11 protein-coding genes are annotated in these 15,298 nt (G+C 63.2%); 3 read left to right on the forward strand and 8 right to left on the reverse strand.

Going from position 1 to position 15,298, the window contains the following annotated elements:
* Positions 1 to 46 precede the first annotated feature (46 nt).
* From DBR22_RS03750 to DBR22_RS03770, 5 genes are all read right to left on the reverse strand, one after another.
* Positions 47 to 853 (reverse strand): ABC transporter ATP-binding protein, encoded by an 807-nt coding sequence (locus DBR22_RS03750; protein WP_181365010.1) that lies wholly within the window; start codon positions 851 to 853, stop codon positions 47 to 49.
* A gap of 35 nt (positions 854 to 888) precedes the next feature.
* Positions 889 to 1,758 (reverse strand): ABC transporter permease, encoded by an 870-nt coding sequence (locus DBR22_RS03755; RefSeq protein ID WP_108597847.1) that lies wholly within the window; start codon positions 1,756 to 1,758, stop codon positions 889 to 891.
* Positions 1,751 to 2,530, reverse strand: coding sequence for an ABC transporter permease (locus DBR22_RS03760; RefSeq protein ID WP_108597848.1), 780 nt, complete (start codon positions 2,528 to 2,530; stop codon positions 1,751 to 1,753). Before DBR22_RS03760 ends, DBR22_RS03755 begins: the two co-directional genes overlap by 8 nt.
* A 40-nt stretch (positions 2,531 to 2,570) precedes the next feature.
* Positions 2,571 to 3,581 carry an ABC transporter substrate-binding protein gene (locus tag DBR22_RS03765; protein WP_108597849.1) on the reverse strand — a complete coding sequence of 337 codons (1,011 nt, stop codon included), beginning with the start codon at positions 3,579 to 3,581 and terminating at the stop codon, positions 2,571 to 2,573.
* A 176-nt stretch (positions 3,582 to 3,757) separates the two neighbouring features.
* The gene (locus tag DBR22_RS03770) at positions 3,758 to 5,320 is read right to left on the reverse strand and encodes an FAD-binding protein (protein ID WP_108597850.1); all 1,563 of its coding nucleotides are present in this window, start codon (positions 5,318 to 5,320) and stop codon (positions 3,758 to 3,760) included.
* 152 nt (positions 5,321 to 5,472) lie between these two features.
* On the opposite strand from DBR22_RS03770, the gene DBR22_RS03775 reads away from it, so the two are divergent.
* Positions 5,473 to 6,414 carry a LysR family transcriptional regulator gene (locus tag DBR22_RS03775; RefSeq protein ID WP_108597851.1) on the forward strand — a complete coding sequence of 314 codons (942 nt, stop codon included), beginning with the start codon at positions 5,473 to 5,475 and terminating at the stop codon, positions 6,412 to 6,414.
* 20 nt (positions 6,415 to 6,434) lie between these two features.
* Here the strand turns inward: DBR22_RS03775 and DBR22_RS03780 are convergent, their stop codons facing one another.
* The 3 genes from DBR22_RS03780 to DBR22_RS03790 all read right to left on the reverse strand — a co-directional run bounded on the left by DBR22_RS03780 (position 6,435) and on the right by DBR22_RS03790 (position 10,345).
* Positions 6,435 to 7,742 carry an LLM class flavin-dependent oxidoreductase gene (locus DBR22_RS03780; protein ID WP_108597852.1) on the reverse strand — a complete coding sequence of 436 codons (1,308 nt, stop codon included), beginning with the start codon at positions 7,740 to 7,742 and terminating at the stop codon, positions 6,435 to 6,437.
* A gap of 194 nt (positions 7,743 to 7,936) precedes the next feature.
* On the reverse strand, positions 7,937 to 9,304 hold the full coding sequence (locus DBR22_RS03785) for an MFS transporter (RefSeq protein ID WP_258229028.1): 1,368 nt from the start codon (positions 9,302 to 9,304) through the stop codon (positions 7,937 to 7,939).
* Between the two features lie 147 nt (positions 9,305 to 9,451).
* Positions 9,452 to 10,345 (reverse strand): VOC family protein, encoded by an 894-nt coding sequence (locus DBR22_RS03790; protein ID WP_181365011.1) that lies wholly within the window; start codon positions 10,343 to 10,345, stop codon positions 9,452 to 9,454.
* Between the two features lie 184 nt (positions 10,346 to 10,529).
* On the opposite strand from DBR22_RS03790, the gene DBR22_RS03795 reads away from it, so the two are divergent.
* Both DBR22_RS03795 and DBR22_RS03800 read left to right on the forward strand, forming a co-directional pair.
* Entirely contained in the window at positions 10,530 to 11,726 is a 1,197-nt protein-coding gene (locus DBR22_RS03795) for a TerC family protein (protein ID WP_108597855.1), read from the forward strand.
* A gap of 155 nt (positions 11,727 to 11,881) precedes the next feature.
* Positions 11,882 to 15,298: TM0106 family RecB-like putative nuclease (locus DBR22_RS03800; protein WP_181365012.1), on the forward strand; the 3,417-nt coding region annotated here is incomplete at its 3' end.

Genomic DNA, 15,298 nt, shown 5'->3' on the forward strand with positions numbered 1-15,298 from the left:
AAATCCAGCAGGCACGCCACACTGCCGCCGATTATTCAGCGCACTCCTAGTGCTTGCGCAGGCGGTGCAGGATCCGCGCCCGGGCTTCCGCGAAGCGGGGATCTGCCTTGGTTTCCACCTGGTCGCGGTGGTCACCAAAGCCGGTCTCAATAACGTCCACCACGGTGGCGGGTTTTTCTGCCAGCACGATGACCCTGTCCGCGAGGTACAGCGCTTCGTCGATGTCGTGGGTCACCAGGATGATGGTCACCCCGAGGTTGGACTGCAGGTCGATCACCAGGTCCTCCAGGTCGAACCTGGTCTGGGCGTCCACGGAGGCGAACGGCTCATCCATGAGCAGGACCTTGGCGTTGTAGGCCAGCGCCCTGGCGATCGCCACGCGCTGCTGCATGCCGCCGGACATCTCCCACGGGTATTTGTGCCCCTGGCCCGCCAGCCCAACGGCGGCAAGGTTCTTCTCGGCAGTGGCATTGCGCTCTTTTTTGCCCACGCCCCGGCCCTGCAGCGGGAAGGCAACGTTTTCCAGCGTTGTCATCCACGGCATCAGTGAACGGCTGTAGTCCTGGAACACCACCGCGAGGTCGCGGTGCGGCCCGCGGATGGCTTCACCGCCCACGCTCACCGTTCCACTCCTGGGCTTGATCAGGCCCGAAAGCACCCTCAGCAGAGTGGTTTTTCCGACGCCGGATGGTCCAACGATTGAAACGAACTCACCGTCGTGCACGTCCAGGTTGAGGTCGCTGAGGATTTTGTTCTCTGAGTCACCGGTGCCGTAACTCATCGTCAGGCCTGTCACCTGGAGCAGCGGCTTGGTGGCCACAAGCTCCAGCTCGGGTGCTGTCTGAACGGCCATGATGGCTCCTTGGTTGTGGTCGTGGATCGGAAGGGTCATTTCGCACCTGACTTGAAGTACCAGCCCAGGATCCTGCGCTCGACGACGATGAACAGGACCGAGAGTATATAGCCGATAACGCCCACCAGCAGCGCGCCGGCCCAGGTTTCCGGCACTTGGAAGGTGGCGGAGGAGTTGAGGATGTAGTAACCGAGCCCCTTGTTGGCTGCGAACAGTTCGCTGACCACCATGACGGTGATGCCGATGGGCAGGGCCACCCGGATGCCGGCGACAATCTGCGGAAGGGCAGCCGGCAGGACAACCCGGCGGAAATGCAGTCCGGGCGGAATGCGGTAAACCTTGGAAAACTTGCGGATGGTGGGCTCCACGCTGAGCACGCCGTCGATGGTATTCAACAGCACGGGCCACATGCAGGCGAAGGCGATCGTGTAAATCTTTGGCCCCTGGCCGATGCCGAAGGCGCCGATGATCAGCGGGACCAGTGCGGCCTGCGGGACGGAACGGAAGAAGTGGATGACTGGATCCACGATTTCGCGGAGCCACTTTGTCTCGCCCAGGATGAGCCCGCCAACAATTCCGGCCACCACGGCGAGCAGCAGGCCCACGCCCAGGTTGGTGAGGCTGTAGCTGGCACCGGACGCAATGACTCCGTTGCCGAGGTCACGCTGCAGGCTGGCGAGGATGTCTTCCAGGGCCGGAATGAAGATGTTGGTGCTGCTTGCCGACGCGAACCACCAAACGGCAAACACCACCAAAATCAGCCACGTCCGCTGCAGGACGTTCAGGAACCCGTTCATTCCGCGGCTTCGCTCCCGCTGGCCGCCGGAATTGCGGGTACTGGCGGGCTTCGACGTGGACCCTGCCGATGAAGCGGACGACGCGGCCCGCAATGCTGTCTCAGTCATGTGTCTGCCTGTTCCATCGAAGGAGCCGGCCCTCTATGAGGGTCAGCAGGGTGGCGATGCCCCAGCCCACCAATCCGGCGAAGAAAAGATAAGCGAATGCCTGATCCCAGCGCTGTTCCTGCTGCGAGAGGGTGATCTGCCGCCCTATTCCGGGCGTCTGGCTGAGCACCTCTACACCCACCGCAACCAGAATGGCGATTGAAGCGGAGATCCGGATGCCCGTGGAGATAAACGGGGTGGCGCTTGGGAGCAGGATCCGGCGGAACCAGAGGAGCCGGGGAATCTGGAATGTCCTGGCCGTATCCACCACCGAGGCATCCATCCGCCGTGCGCCGTAGATGGTCTGAACAAGCACCGGCCAGAGGCAGGACAGTGCTACAACGGTGATCTCCATCCTTGCCGTAGCACCGAGGAGCATGATCACTACCGGCATCAGTGCCAGAACGGGGAACGAACGGCCGAAATCGATCAGGATCGACGTGGAGCGGTCCAGCATTCGAATGGAACCGATGACGAGTCCCAGCACTGTTCCCACTGCGACGGCGATGAGCCAGCCGCTGACGGCTGCGGACATTGTCTGGGCGAGGGATGCCCAGAACAGTGCCGAGGTGAAGGCACTGCCGATCGCTGTGACGATCGCCGGAACTCCCGGCGTCATGGAGGGCAGGGTGCCGCTCCAGATCACTACCTGCCAGACGGCGAGCAGAACGGCAACGGCGGCGATACGCTGTCCGGCCAGGCTCGCGTCCAGCGCTCTTGTGGATGTCTTCATGTTGATCTCTCAGTGAGGGTCATGTGGACGGGTCTGTCCGCTACTTCGTGAAGCGCGGGGCGTCGTTCCAGAGCATGGCCTCTGCGCTGGGGGCATTGGCGACATAGCCCAGGTCCGCCATGGCGTCGATGCCTGCCTGGCCTGCGGTCAGGTTGATGGAGGTATTGACCGGAACGTACGCCTTGGGGTTGACCTTGGAGGCGTCAACCTGCTTGACCCGGGCCGAGACGGCCACGATGGAGGCCGAGTTTGCCGGGTCCGAGTAGAACTTTGCCGCCTTGTCCATCGCGTCGTTGAACTTCTTGGCCGTTCCGGGGTTGGCAGTCAGCCATGCGTCAGTGGCCGCCCAGACCGTCACGGGCATGTTGCCCTGGAATTCGCGGACAGGACTGGCGATGCTGGTGAATCCCGCGGTGACCAGCTGGTGGTAATAGCTGTCCGCCACAAACGCGGCGTCAACCGTCCCCTGCTCCAGCGCGGCCTGCATTCCGGCGTAGGGGATGGCGATTTCGGTGATGGATTTCCGGTCCACTCCCGCGGCGACGGCAGCCTGGAGCATCGGGATGTCGCCGCCTGTGTTCACGCCATTGACGGCGATGGTCTTGCCGGCCAAATCTTTCACCGTCTTGATGTTGCTGTTTTTCGGGATGACGATTCCTGAGTTGTCTGCGACCGGATCAACAACGCCGTTCCCCGAGACCACCTTGACGGGCATGCCCTTGGCGATGGCGGTGGTCATCACACCCCAGGAGGCCGTTGTGATGTCGGCCTGTCCACTTACCGTCTGCGCCAGGTTGGCGGAGGGATCCGCACCGGGGACGATCTCGACGGTCAAGCCCGCTTCCTTGAAGAAGCCCTGTTCCTCGGCCACATAGGCGGTCTCGAAGTGGATGGGGGCAACCACTACTTTGATGGAGGACTTCCCCTCCTCCTTGCCGCCGGCGGCGGCTTCCGTCGGTGCACCGCAGGCGGCCAGGGACAGCAGAGCCAGTCCGGCGACTGCGGGCGTCAGTACTTGTTTGAACCGTGAGTAAAACGTTGGCTTATTCATCCGGAATCTCCTCGTTGAGTGGTGGCGCCTTCGCCACAGGATGGCCGCCAGTGGCAAGTGCACTGAAGTCGGCTTTACCCACCTGGGGGTAAGAATTAATGCATAATCTAGTAAAAATATATCTCTTAGAAGAAGAAGTGGCAAGAGTCACAGAAAATATAATGCCAACCCGCCGGCTAGAGCGCTGCGGCCACGGCAGCCCGGTAGCGCTCCGGCCAGACGCCCTGCTTTCCCGGCGAGAGAATACCCTTGGGATCCAGGGCATCCTTCATGGTCTCCTGGAGGCGGCGCAGAGCGTGGCCGTTGTAATCGAAACCGTCGGCAATCACGTCCATGTAGTCAACATGGCTGCGGTAGGGCGCATAGCCCCGTTTGCGCGCGGCCGCCAGCAGGTCGGCGTAGAGCGCCCTGGCCTTGGCCAGCTGCTCCTGGTTGTCGTTCTCGAAAAAGATCATCGTCACGTGGACCATGTGGCGGGGATAGAGGTGGTAGCCGATGTACAGGTCAAAGCCGTGTCGACGGTACAGCTCCTTGGCTTCCTGATAGAACTCCCAGACGTCCTGGCCGCGGGCGGGGATGATGGGCGCGGCGTCAATGTGCCCGCCGTTCTCGGCCGCCCAGGAAACCGTGGAGAGGGGTTTGAGGGTGGGTACCCCGGCCATCTGGGTACGGTCGATATCGGCAATGTCCTCGTATGCCACCCGCGCCCCTTCAGAGCCTTCGTAAAGGCGGGCTTTCACGGTGAAGCTATCCAGTCCTGCGAAGCGCTCCCTGATGATTTCGAGCCGGCGTTCGGCCAGGCCCTTGTCCCCGTAGATGGCGAATTTGGCATTCCACTGGCCTATGCCCATCTCCTGGCGCATTTCTTCGAGCCTGTCATCCGGAATGGACCCCTCCCCCGTATACCAGCGGGAACGCGGCCCGTTCATAGTGGCAGCCCGGACCACATTCCCGCAGAGGGCGTTGTTCTGGATGACATCCTCTCGGCGGAGCTGGGTGAGGATGTCCACGAGCTTTGGCATGTCCTCCTCGCGTTCCACCACAACGTCGCCATTGATGTAGACGTCGGGCCACGGCATCAGCCAAAGGCCGATCTTGGTGACAATTCCGAGGTTGGACTGGGTGAAGATGCCGTCCAGGGTGGGGCCGAACCCGCCCTTGAAGATCGGGCCCAGTTCAGTGCCTTCCATTGCCCACATTCCGGTTCGGACCAGGTCGCCCGCGGGGAGAACCACCTCCATGCCGCAGACCGACTGCACGTGGTCCCCCATCGGCGTCATGCCGTATCCGCGGTCCAAGGCGTTTCCCATGACTGAGCCCCAGCCCAGCGCCGGAACGGAGATCCACACCTTCAAGCCCCGTTCCTGAATGTATTCAAACAGTTCAAAGAACGTCACGCCGGGTTCAATCACCGCGTAGTTCAACTGGTCGTCCACCTGGATGATCTTGTTCATCCGGCTGAGGTCAAGCGCCACCATGTCCCGGGTTCGCGGCTCGGGCCCACCATAGCCTAGGTTCTTGCCACGGGAGAAGGACCACAGCGGCACGCCGAGTTCGTTGGCGAGGCGGACCAGGCGCTGCACCTCTTCGACACTCGCGGGGCGGACCCCAGGCCACTTTGCGCGTCCGGCATTCAGCGGATACGGATCGATGTAGCCTTCCTTGGGCGTTACCCGGACAACGTTGTCCGTACCCACAATGGCTTCCGCCTGGTCCAGGAATGTAACTTGGGCATCCATGCTGGTTCACGTCGCTTTCAAAAGAAGGGTGCCGCCGGGGCGGTGAGAGATATGGACCCACCCAGGTGAGCCATTCAACTTCCATCATGACCGCGGGAATCCCTCAAGTAAATTGTCGGTTTTAGCCCTTAGCTATCAGTAGAATTGACAATATGAACATCAGCCTCAACCCGTCGATCACGTTGCGCCAGGTACTCCACTTTGTGGTCGCCGCCGAGGCGGGCACCATGAGCGAGGCTGCCCGGCGGCTGCACATGGCTCCATCGGCCATCTCCATGTCCATTGCAGAGCTCGAAAGGATCGTTGGCGCCCAGCTGTGCATCAAGCGCAAGTCCAAGGGGCTGACGCTGACCTCCACCGGCGTCGTCGTTTTTCGGCAGGCGCGCCAGCTCCTGGAGATGGCTGACGAAATCACGTCGCTCGCCAAACGCGACCGGACAGACATCCGCGGCCCGCTGACGGTGGGATGTTTCATGCCGCTGGGCCCCACGATCATTTCCCCGATGCTCGCCGATTTCGCGGATCAATGCCCGCACGTCGAGGTGGACTTCATCGAGGGTTATCACGAGGACCTCCAGGAGCGCCTTCTCAATGGGTCCATCGACGCCGCGTTTATCTACGACATGGATGTCTCGCCGGCACTCAAGACAGCACCGCTGCTCTCGGTCGAGCCGTATATCCTGCTGCCGGATAACCACCCCTTGCGTGAAGCGGAGATGGTCTCTTTGAAGGACGTGGCTGCCAGCCCGCTCATCTTCTTCGACGCCCCGCCGGTCTCCACGCGGATTCTGGACATGTACCGCGATGCCGGGCTCACCCCGGACATCCGGCACCGCTCACGCAGCTACGCCACGGTCCGTTCCCTTGTGGCGAGTGGGCGCGGCGTGGCGGTGCTGTTCCAGCAGCCCATGCTGGATGCGCCCTATCAGGAGCTTAGAGTCGTCCTCAAACCGGTGGCTGGCTCCAGGGTCCATACCCGGCCTCCTGCCACGGTTTCCCTTGCCTGGGCGCGAAGCATGAAACTGAACGCGCGCGCACAGGCCTGGGTGGATGTCGCCGTCGAACGTTTTGGCCCTGAGGCGTACTCAGCCTGACGCGGGAGGCGCCGAACGGGTCAGGCGCCCGGGCGGGACAGGCCCAGATTGTCCCGGAGGGTGGTGCCCTCGTACTCGGTCCGGAAGTACCCGCGGTCCTGGAGTTCAGGTACGAGTTTCTCGCAGATGAGCTTGAATCCGCCCGGGTTGAACGGCGCATTGAGGTTAAAGCCGTCGCAGGCCTTGGACTCGAACCAGTCAATCATCCGGTCCGCCACCTGGGATGGCGTACCGGCCATCCACTGATGCCCGGTGGACCGTGCCAGGTCGACAATAAGCTCCCGCAGGGTCATGCCCATGTCGACGCTCTTTTTGCGGTAGATCTGATACCGGCTGCCCAGCCGGGGATCGTCAGAGAACCACTCCGCCGGAATCTTTTCGTCGAACTCCAGCTCCGAGAGGTCCATCTTCAGGTCGGCGCCGACCTGCTTCAGCCCGTTCCCGAGGTGCACGTAGCTGGCCAACTCATTCGCCAGGTCACGTGCCTCCTTCTCGGTGTCTCCCAGGATCGGAAGAATGCCCGGAATGACCTTGACGTCGTCCGGGTTCCGGCCCTTTTCCGCCGCCATGTTCTTGAACTTCGTGTAGAACTCAATGGACGGCTCCTTGAAGGGCTGGGCCGTATAGATCCCGTCCGCCACAGAGGAACCCAGGTCCATCCCCGGCCCGGAGGACCCGGCCTGCACCAGGACTGGGCGTCCCTGCGGTGATCGGGGCATGTTGATGGGCCCTTCAACGTCAAAGAACTCGCCGTGGTGGTTGATCGCCTTGAGCTTGCTGCGGTCCACGTATTCACCTGAGGCACGGTCCACAATGATGGCATCGTCAGACCAGCTGTCCCACAGACGCTGTACCACGTCCACAAACTCAGTGGCCCGCCGGTAACGTACAGCGGGGTCAGGCACGTCCTCCACTCCGTAGTTGCTGAAACCGTCCGACGACGTCACGATGTTCCAGCCCGCCCTGCCGTTGGACATGTGGTCCAGCCCGCAGAGCTGCCGGGCCAGGTTGTACGGCTCGGAGAACGATGTGGACATGGTGCCAATCAGACCGATGTTCTGGGTTCTGGCGGCCAGTGCTGCGAGCACGGTCATGGGCTCGTAGAACCCGTTCATTTTGATGTCGCCGCGCATAACGGTGTTGGCATGAACGATGTCCCCGAAGAACACGGCGTCGAGCTTGGCAGCTTCCGCCATTGCTGTCAGGTCCGCAACGAAGTCCAGGTTACCCAGTTCCTCGGCCCTGCTGCCTTCCATGCGCCAGCTGTCCTTGTGATATCCGGCCGGCAACATAAACGTCGTCAGGACCATGTGATTCGTAGGCTTCATTGCCTGGATTCCTTTCGTATGGTGCGCCGTGGGCGCCTCTCTGGCTCCAGCATGGCAGGCAAAACTAATTGCGTAAACAACAAGTTTCCGAGCAACAACGTCAACTTAATTGACAATAGGTTCCACAGCCCGGCACGTCTTGAACTTTTACTCTGATGAGCAGCGGACCTCAAAGCCCGCGGAGGGTGCCGCGTCTAGACCTCATCGAGCTTCAGGCGCGAGCCCTCGCGCGTCATGCGGACGGCGACCACCCCTGCCGCGAGCAGTGCCATCCAGAACAAGGCGACAATCCAGACTCCGCCGCCGCTGGCCAGCATGAGGCCGGTGGCAATCATGGGAGTGAACCCGGCGCCGACCATCGAGGCGCCTTGATAGGAGAGCGAGGCGCCGGTATAGCGCAAACTGGTGGGAAATTGCTCGGAGATATACGCGCCAACCGGCCCCGCCAATGCACCCTGCAGCACACCGTTGCCCACCACTACCGCGATCGCAAAGCCCCATAGGGTTCCGTTGGTCAGCAGCAGGATGAGGGGGAAGGCCAGGACGATGGATGCGATACCGGCCACGGTGAGGACGCTCCGGCGGCCAACCCTGTCACTAAGGCGCGCGGTATAGAAGCAGACGGCTACCGTCACGGCGGCAGCGGCTCCCTTCCAATTCAGGACGCCGGACCGGTCAACGCCGCTGCCCACTGCCATGGAGACACCCCAGACGGTCAGCAGGCCCTGACAGGCGTAGAAGCCGAGCGTGGCCACCAGGGTGACAAGGACAGCCCGCGGGTGATTGCGCAGCACCTCCATCAGCGGCGTGCGCTTAACCTTCCTGGCAGCTTCGGCGTCGAGCTTTTGGAAGACCGGTGTTTCGGCGACCTTCAGCCGCACGATCAGGCCGATCACGATCAACAGGGCGCTCAGAAGGAACGGTATCCGCCATCCCCAGACCAGAAACTGGTCCCCGGTCAAAGCCGATACGGCGGAAACAACCAGAGTCGCCAGGATGCCTCCTGCAGGTCCGCCCGCGTTCGCAAAAGCAGCGGCCAGCCCGCGCTTTCGCGCCGGCGCATGTTCGAGCGCCATCAGGGTGGCCCCGCCCCACTCCCCGCCGACTGCGATGCCCTGGACGATGCGCAGCAGCACAAGGACCACGGGGGCGGCCAGGCCGATCTGATCCGTGGTGGGCAAGAGCCCGATCAGGACGGTGGCGCCGCCCATGAGGAGCATGGACAGCACCAGCATTTGCTTGCGTCCCAGCCGGTCGCCGAAATGGCCAAAGATAATGCCGCCCAGGGGCCGCGCAACATAGCCGGCGGCGAGTGTGGCAAAGGATGCAAACAGCGCGAACCCGGGGCCAAGGTCCGCGAAGAACACTCGGTCAAACACCAGCGAGGCGGCCGTTGCGTAGAGGATGAAGTCGTAGTACTCGATAATGCTGCCGATGAGGCTCGAGCCGAGGACCCTGCGCATGTCCTTGGTATTGAGGGAGTCCGCAGCGGCGCCGGTCCCGGGGCGTTCGGCCGTATCCCGATGGGATCCGGGCCGTCGTTGATCGGCTTTCTGATTCACAATGTTCTCTTTCGGTTCTTGGAGAAGCCCGATGGCGCGTACATCGTCAGCCGACACGACGTGAGCCGGATCACCCTCTGATTAAGAATGAACCCAAATCCCGCAGAAGGCCAATCGATCACGCATAATCCACTAAAGGTTGTTTAATCAGCGGTGAAGGGCGCTGAGGGCTTTGCGGTCGACGGGGGCCAGTCCGAAGGTCCGGAAGTCGAGGGGCCGGTAGGAACTCCACATGTTGTACCAGTTTTCATCCTCACCCCAGACGACGGGAGGCCGGGCGTCGTCGTAGATTTGCTCCAGATCCGTATACAGCTCGACGACGGCACCTGATGTTTCAACAAAGTAGGCGGCAATATTGTGCCCGGCACCATGACGGACGGGACCCCAGATCAGTTCGCGGCCCACCTTATTGAGCCTGTCGCCGAGCCTGCCGAGATCGGCGATGCTTTGGGTCTGCCAGGCGTGGTGATGCAAGGTGCCCTCACCACGGACCAGTGCGATGCCATGGTGGTCCGGGTTGCACCGCATAAAGTACGCGAAATCGTCGCCGATCACATCTGAGAGGCGGAAGTCCAGCACCCGGTGGAGGAACCGCATCATTCCGCCGACATCGCGGGGATGGAAGTTGAAGTGGCCATAACGGTCCGGGCCGAAGGACTGCACCGCAGCCTGGTTCTCCTGCATCCCAACATAGATCTCGAAAACGAAGCCCTCTGGACCAATGAAGGAAAATCCGTCCTCGATGCCGGCGCCGCGGGGCTTCTCGCTAAGGATGGGAAAGTTCTCGTTATCGACCCGGCGGCGGATCTCCCGGAGCGCATCTCCGTTCGCGGCCACCAGGCCAAAGCCGTCAATACCGTCGACATCGGATTCAACGTAAACGAGTTCGTGGTGAACGTTGGCTGCCGCCAGATAGACGGCGTCAGACGTGCGCTCCGTCTCTCTGAGGCCCAAAAGCTGGGTTGCATCGAAAACGGATTCCCTGAGCCGTGTGGTCTGAATGCTCACGTGGCCCATCGCACTGATCAATCCCCAAGACATCTTCGTCTCCCTGTTCTTGGCGCACTCTCCGCCAGTCTGCATGTTTAAGCAATCTCGGTCTAAGAAAATAGTAAGTGATTAATAATCGATAATCTAGCCCTTGGCGGGAAGAAATGCCCATTACCTGCCGCACCCTCCCCGGTAGGCTGGATTGCACGACGTCCTCCAACGAAAGGCCGGCCGCGTGGAAGTACCTCCGTATGTCTGGACCCTGACCATCGCGGGAATCGTGGGCCTCCTGGCCTTCGATTTCTTCTTTCACGTGCGAAAGGCCCACACGCCTTCGCTGAAGGAATCCGCCATCTGGTCAGGCATCTATGTGAGCATCGCCCTGCTCTTCGGCCTCGGTGTGCTGATGTTCGGCGGACCCACCATGGGCACCGAATACTTCGCCGGTTATGTCACGGAGAAGGCCCTGTCCGTGGACAACCTGTTCGTCTTCCTGATCATTATGGCCAGCTTCAAGGTCCCCCGCGCCGACCAGCAGAAGGTGCTCCTGTTCGGCATCGTCTTCTCGCTCATTGCCCGCACCGCGTTCATTTTCCTCGGTGCCGCGCTGATCAACAGCTTCGCGTGGATCTTCTACATTTTCGGGTTGATCCTGCTGATCACCGCCGGCAACCTGCTCAAGCCGGACAGCCACGAGGACGAATCCGAGGGCCTGGTGGTCCGGCTCGCCAAAAAGTACCTCCCGGCGTCGCAGCACTACGACGGCGACAAACTCTTCACCATGGAGGACGGCAAACGTGTGCTCACGCCGATGCTCCTGGTCATGGTGGCCATCGGCGGGACCGACATCCTCTTTGCCCTTGATTCCATTCCGGCAATCTTCGGGCTGACGCAGAATGTCTTCATCGTCTTCACGGCCACCGCGTTCTCGCTGATGGGCCTGCGCCAGCTCTTCTTCCTCATCGACGGGCTGCTGGACCGGCTGATCTTCCTCGCCTACGGGCTGGCGGCGATCCTGGGCTTTATCGGCGTCAAGCTGATCCTGCACGCGCTGCACGAGAACACCCTGGCGTTCATCAACGAGGGCGAGAAGGTCAACGTGGTGGAGGTCAGCACCGAAGTCTCCCTGAGCGTGATCATCGGCGTCCTGGCGGTCACCGTCCTGGCCTCCATCTTCAGCCCCAAGGGCAAGGCCAAGAACGCGGTGTCCGGAGCGAAGCGGCACGCCACCGAATACCTGGACCTCAACTACGAGACGGACATGAACGAGCGGGACAAAATCTTTGCCAAGATGGTCCGCGAGGAGGACCAGATCCGCAGCCTGCCGGAGAAGTACAAGCGGCTCATCCGCAACGAGACCGAGTTCATGGACCTCCTGCGCAGCGCCCACATCGAGCACGACAAAGCCCAGGTGCGGGCCGCCCAGGACTGAATACAACCAGAACCACCAGCAACGCGGGGTCACTTAACGCCCTTCCGGAGGCCTCGGGAGGGCATCTAGTGACCCCGCGTTGTCAGTGGCTGTTGGTAGATTCGGAACATGGCCAGGGAAACTGTTCCCGGCCAGGCTTTTAATGGGGAGGCCCCGTGTTTCTGCTCGATCCGGTCGGCGTTGACGCGCAGCAGGACCTGGTGTTTTCCGCCAGCGATCTGGTGGCCGCCAGCGAATGTGAGTACCGCACGCTCCGGATCCTGGACGAGAAACTGGGCCGCTCCCCCAAGGCGGAATTTCCCGACGACGAAATGCAGCGCCGTGCCGGGGCGCTCGGTGACCGGCATGAGGCCAAGGTCCTGGCCGGCCTGATCGCGCAGTACGGCGAATGGGACGCCGGCCGGGGTGCCGGCGTGTACTCCCTCGAGCGCGGCGGGAATACCCGCGGTGCGCTGCTGGCCAAGCAGGCCGAAACTGAACTCGCGCTCCGGGCCGGGGCCGACGTCGTCTTCCAGGCAACCTTCTTCGACGGCGAGTTCCTGGGCTACGCAGACTTCATCGTCAACGAGGCAGCGGGCACCGGCACGCCTGGGCGGTACGAGGTGTGGGACACCAAGCTCGCCCGCCACGCGAAAGTGGGCGCTCTCCTGCAGCTTGCTGCCTACGGCGACCAACTCATCGGCATGGGCCTGGACCCGTCGCCCAGGGTCACCCTGGTGCTGGGGGCAGTGGTGGACGGCGAGTACGTCCGCAGCCACCATTCCCTGCCTGACCTGCTGCCGGTCTTCCGCGAGCGCCGCGACCGCTTCCGCGAGCTGACCGCCGCCCACCGCGAGTCCGGTTCGGCGGTGCAGTGGCAGCAGCCCGGCGTGGGGTACTGCGGGAGGTGCAACTACTGCGCGGAGCAGGTCCAGTCCCACCGCGACCTCCTGATGGTGGGCGGCATGAGCATGCTCCGGCGGAAGAAGCTCATTGCCGATCGGATCGACACCATCGACGCCCTGGCCGCTCTCCCGCCGGGCAAAGCCACCGGCCCGGTGGTCCGGCTCCGCGACCAGGCCCGGATGCAGCTGGGCCTGGACATGCCGGACGGTTCCCGCAGCTTCACCAAGGACGGCGAGGAGCACACCGTCACGTTCAAGGTGCTCCCGGAAAATGTCTTGGCCGGCATCCCCGCACCGAGCCCCGGCGATATCTTCTTCGACTTCGAAGGCGATCCCCTCTGGCAGGATCCTGCCACCGGCAAGTGGGGCCTGGAGTACCTTTTCGGCGTGATCGAGGCGCCGGCAGCTGACGCCCGCACCACTGACAAGCCCGTGTTCCGGCCCTTCTGGGCACATTCCCGCCATGAGGAACGGCAGGCCTTCCTGGACTTCCTCGCCTACGTGGAGGAGCGCCGCTCCCGCTACCCGGCCATGCACGTCTACCACTACGCCGCCTACGAGAAATCGGCGCTCCGGAACCTGTCCGTGACACACCTGGCCGGCGAGGACATCGTGGACAACTGGCTGCGCGAAGGCGTCCTGGTGGACCTCTACGCCACGGCACGGCATTCGTTGCGGATCTCCGAACCGTCCTACTCCATCAAAAAACTCGAGCCCCTCTACATGGGAGACAACCTCCGCTCGGGCGACGTCAAGGACGCCGGCGCCTCGGTGGTTGCGTATGCCGCCTACTGCGCTGCCCGTGACGGCGGCAATGCAACAGAGGCCGCCGGCATCCTCGCCTCGATCTCCGACTACAACGAATACGACTGCCTCTCCACGCTCCGCCTCCGCGACTGGCTGCTGGACCTGCGCGGCACGGGTGCCATCACCGCCGCACCAGAGGTAACGCCCGACGACGGCGGGCAGCCGGTGCGTGAGGGTGAGGTACCGGATGTGGTGGCCGGGGTCCCGGAAGCGGAGCCCTCGCCGGAGGAACGGGGCCTGCAGGAATACCTCGCCGGCCTGCCGGACCACCGGCCCTGGACCGACGACGAACGCGCCATCGCCATGGTTGCCGCGGCAACCGGATACCACCGGCGTGAACGGAAGCAGTTCTGGTGGGAGCACTTCGACCGGACGGAAGCCGAGCTCGACACCTGGTCCGAGCACCGCAACGTGTTTGTGGTGGACACCGCTGAGATCCTCACGGACTGGGTCCTTGCCAAGCCCCGGGAGCGGATGAGGACGCGCACACTCAGGCTCGCCGGGACCATGAGCGAGGGCTCGGAATTTAAACCCGGAAGCACCTGGTGCCGGCTGTACGACGCACCGGTCCCGGACGGACTGGAGAATCCCAACGGCGGCACCAGGGGCCGCGGCTTCACCTTCGGCACCCTGGTTACCGCCGTGGAGGACCACCCCGGTATCCCCGGCCGGACCATCATCACCATCGAGGAACGGGAAACGGGCAAGGTCCCCGCATACCCGCACCTTCCTGTTGCCCTCACCGAAGACCAGCCTGTGGGCACCGCCAGCATCGAAGCCGCCCTTGCCGAACTGGCCCAAACCGTCGGTGGCGCACTGCCTTCCCTGCCCGCACACCCGGGCATCGACATCCTGCGCAAGGTCCCGCCGCGTTTCCGGTCGTTGCCTGCCCCCGCCCCGGTACGGAATGACAGCTCGGGAGCGGCCGGCTACGTCACCGCGATCACCGCCTCGCTGCTGGACCTGGACCGCTCCTACCTGGCGGTGCAGGGCCCTCCCGGGACGGGCAAGACGTACGTCGGCTCACATGTCATCGCCAAGCTGGTGGCGGAGGGCTGGAAGATCGGCGTGGTAGGGCAATCCCACGCCGTGGTGGAGAACATGCTGTGCACCGCCATCGAAACCGCCGGCGTGGATCCGGCCCGGGTGGCCAAGAAGCTCGTCACAGCCCACAACGTCCCGTGGCGCCATGTCAAAGACACCGACGTCGCCACCTTGCTGGCCTCCCCGGGCGGCTGCGTGGTGGGCGGGACAGCGTGGACCATGACCGGGAAATCCGTGCCGGCCGGGTCCTTGGACCTGCTGGTGATAGATGAGGCCGGCCAGTTCTCATTGGCCAACACGTTGGCTGTTGCCCGGTCCGCCAAGCGGCTCCTGCTCCTGGGTGACCCGCAGCAGCTGCCGCAGGTCACCCAGGGTTCGCACCCGGAGCCCGTGGACGAATCGGCCCTGGGCTGGCTCGCCGCCGGACACGCCACGCTGCCCGAAAGCCTCGGCTACTTCCTGGCGGACAGTTGGCGGATGCATCCTGACCTGTGCCGGGCCGTGTCCGTCCTCAGCTACGAGGGAAAGCTCGAGTCGGCGCCCGCGGCCTCGCTCCGCGGCCTTGCCGACCTGCCTGCCGGGGTGGAGACCATTCTGGTGGAACACAGCGGGAACACCACGTCCTCGGCCGAAGAGGCAGCCGAGGTGGTCCGGCAGGCCAAGCGGCACATCGGGTTGAAGTGGCTCCCCGGGGGCGACAAACCGGCCCGGGCGCTGACTCCGGAGGACCTCCTGGTGGTGGCGGCCTATAACGCCCAGGTCCAGCTGATCCGGCTTACCTTGCAACAGGCGGGGCTGGGCGGTGTCCGGGTGGGCACAGTGGACAAGTTCCAGGGC

It is taken from the genome of Arthrobacter sp. HMWF013, from assembly GCF_003061105.1.
Lineage (GTDB): Bacteria > Actinomycetota > Actinomycetes > Actinomycetales > Micrococcaceae > Arthrobacter.

What these genes read in the sequence shown, in the direction of transcription:
- DBR22_RS03780 (WP_108597852.1), bottom strand. Translation starts at nt 7,742, where the DNA reads ATGAAGCCTACGAATCACATGGTCCTGACGACGTTTATGTTGCCGGCC.
- DBR22_RS03760 (WP_108597848.1), bottom strand. Translation starts at nt 2,530, where the DNA reads ATGAAGACATCCACAAGAGCGCTGGACGCGAGCCTGGCCGGACAGCGT.
- DBR22_RS03790 (WP_181365011.1), bottom strand. Translation starts at nt 10,345, where the DNA reads ATGTCTTGGGGATTGATCAGTGCGATGGGCCACGTGAGCATTCAGACC.
- DBR22_RS03750 (WP_181365010.1), bottom strand. Translation starts at nt 853, where the DNA reads ATGGCCGTTCAGACAGCACCCGAGCTGGAGCTTGTGGCCACCAAGCCG.
- DBR22_RS03770 (WP_108597850.1), bottom strand. Translation starts at nt 5,320, where the DNA reads ATGGATGCCCAAGTTACATTCCTGGACCAGGCGGAAGCCATTGTGGGT.
- DBR22_RS03765 (WP_108597849.1), bottom strand. Translation starts at nt 3,581, where the DNA reads ATGAATAAGCCAACGTTTTACTCACGGTTCAAACAAGTACTGACGCCC.
- DBR22_RS03755 (WP_108597847.1), bottom strand. Translation starts at nt 1,758, where the DNA reads ATGACTGAGACAGCATTGCGGGCCGCGTCGTCCGCTTCATCGGCAGGG.
- DBR22_RS03775 (WP_108597851.1), top strand. Translation starts at nt 5,473, where the DNA reads ATGAACATCAGCCTCAACCCGTCGATCACGTTGCGCCAGGTACTCCAC.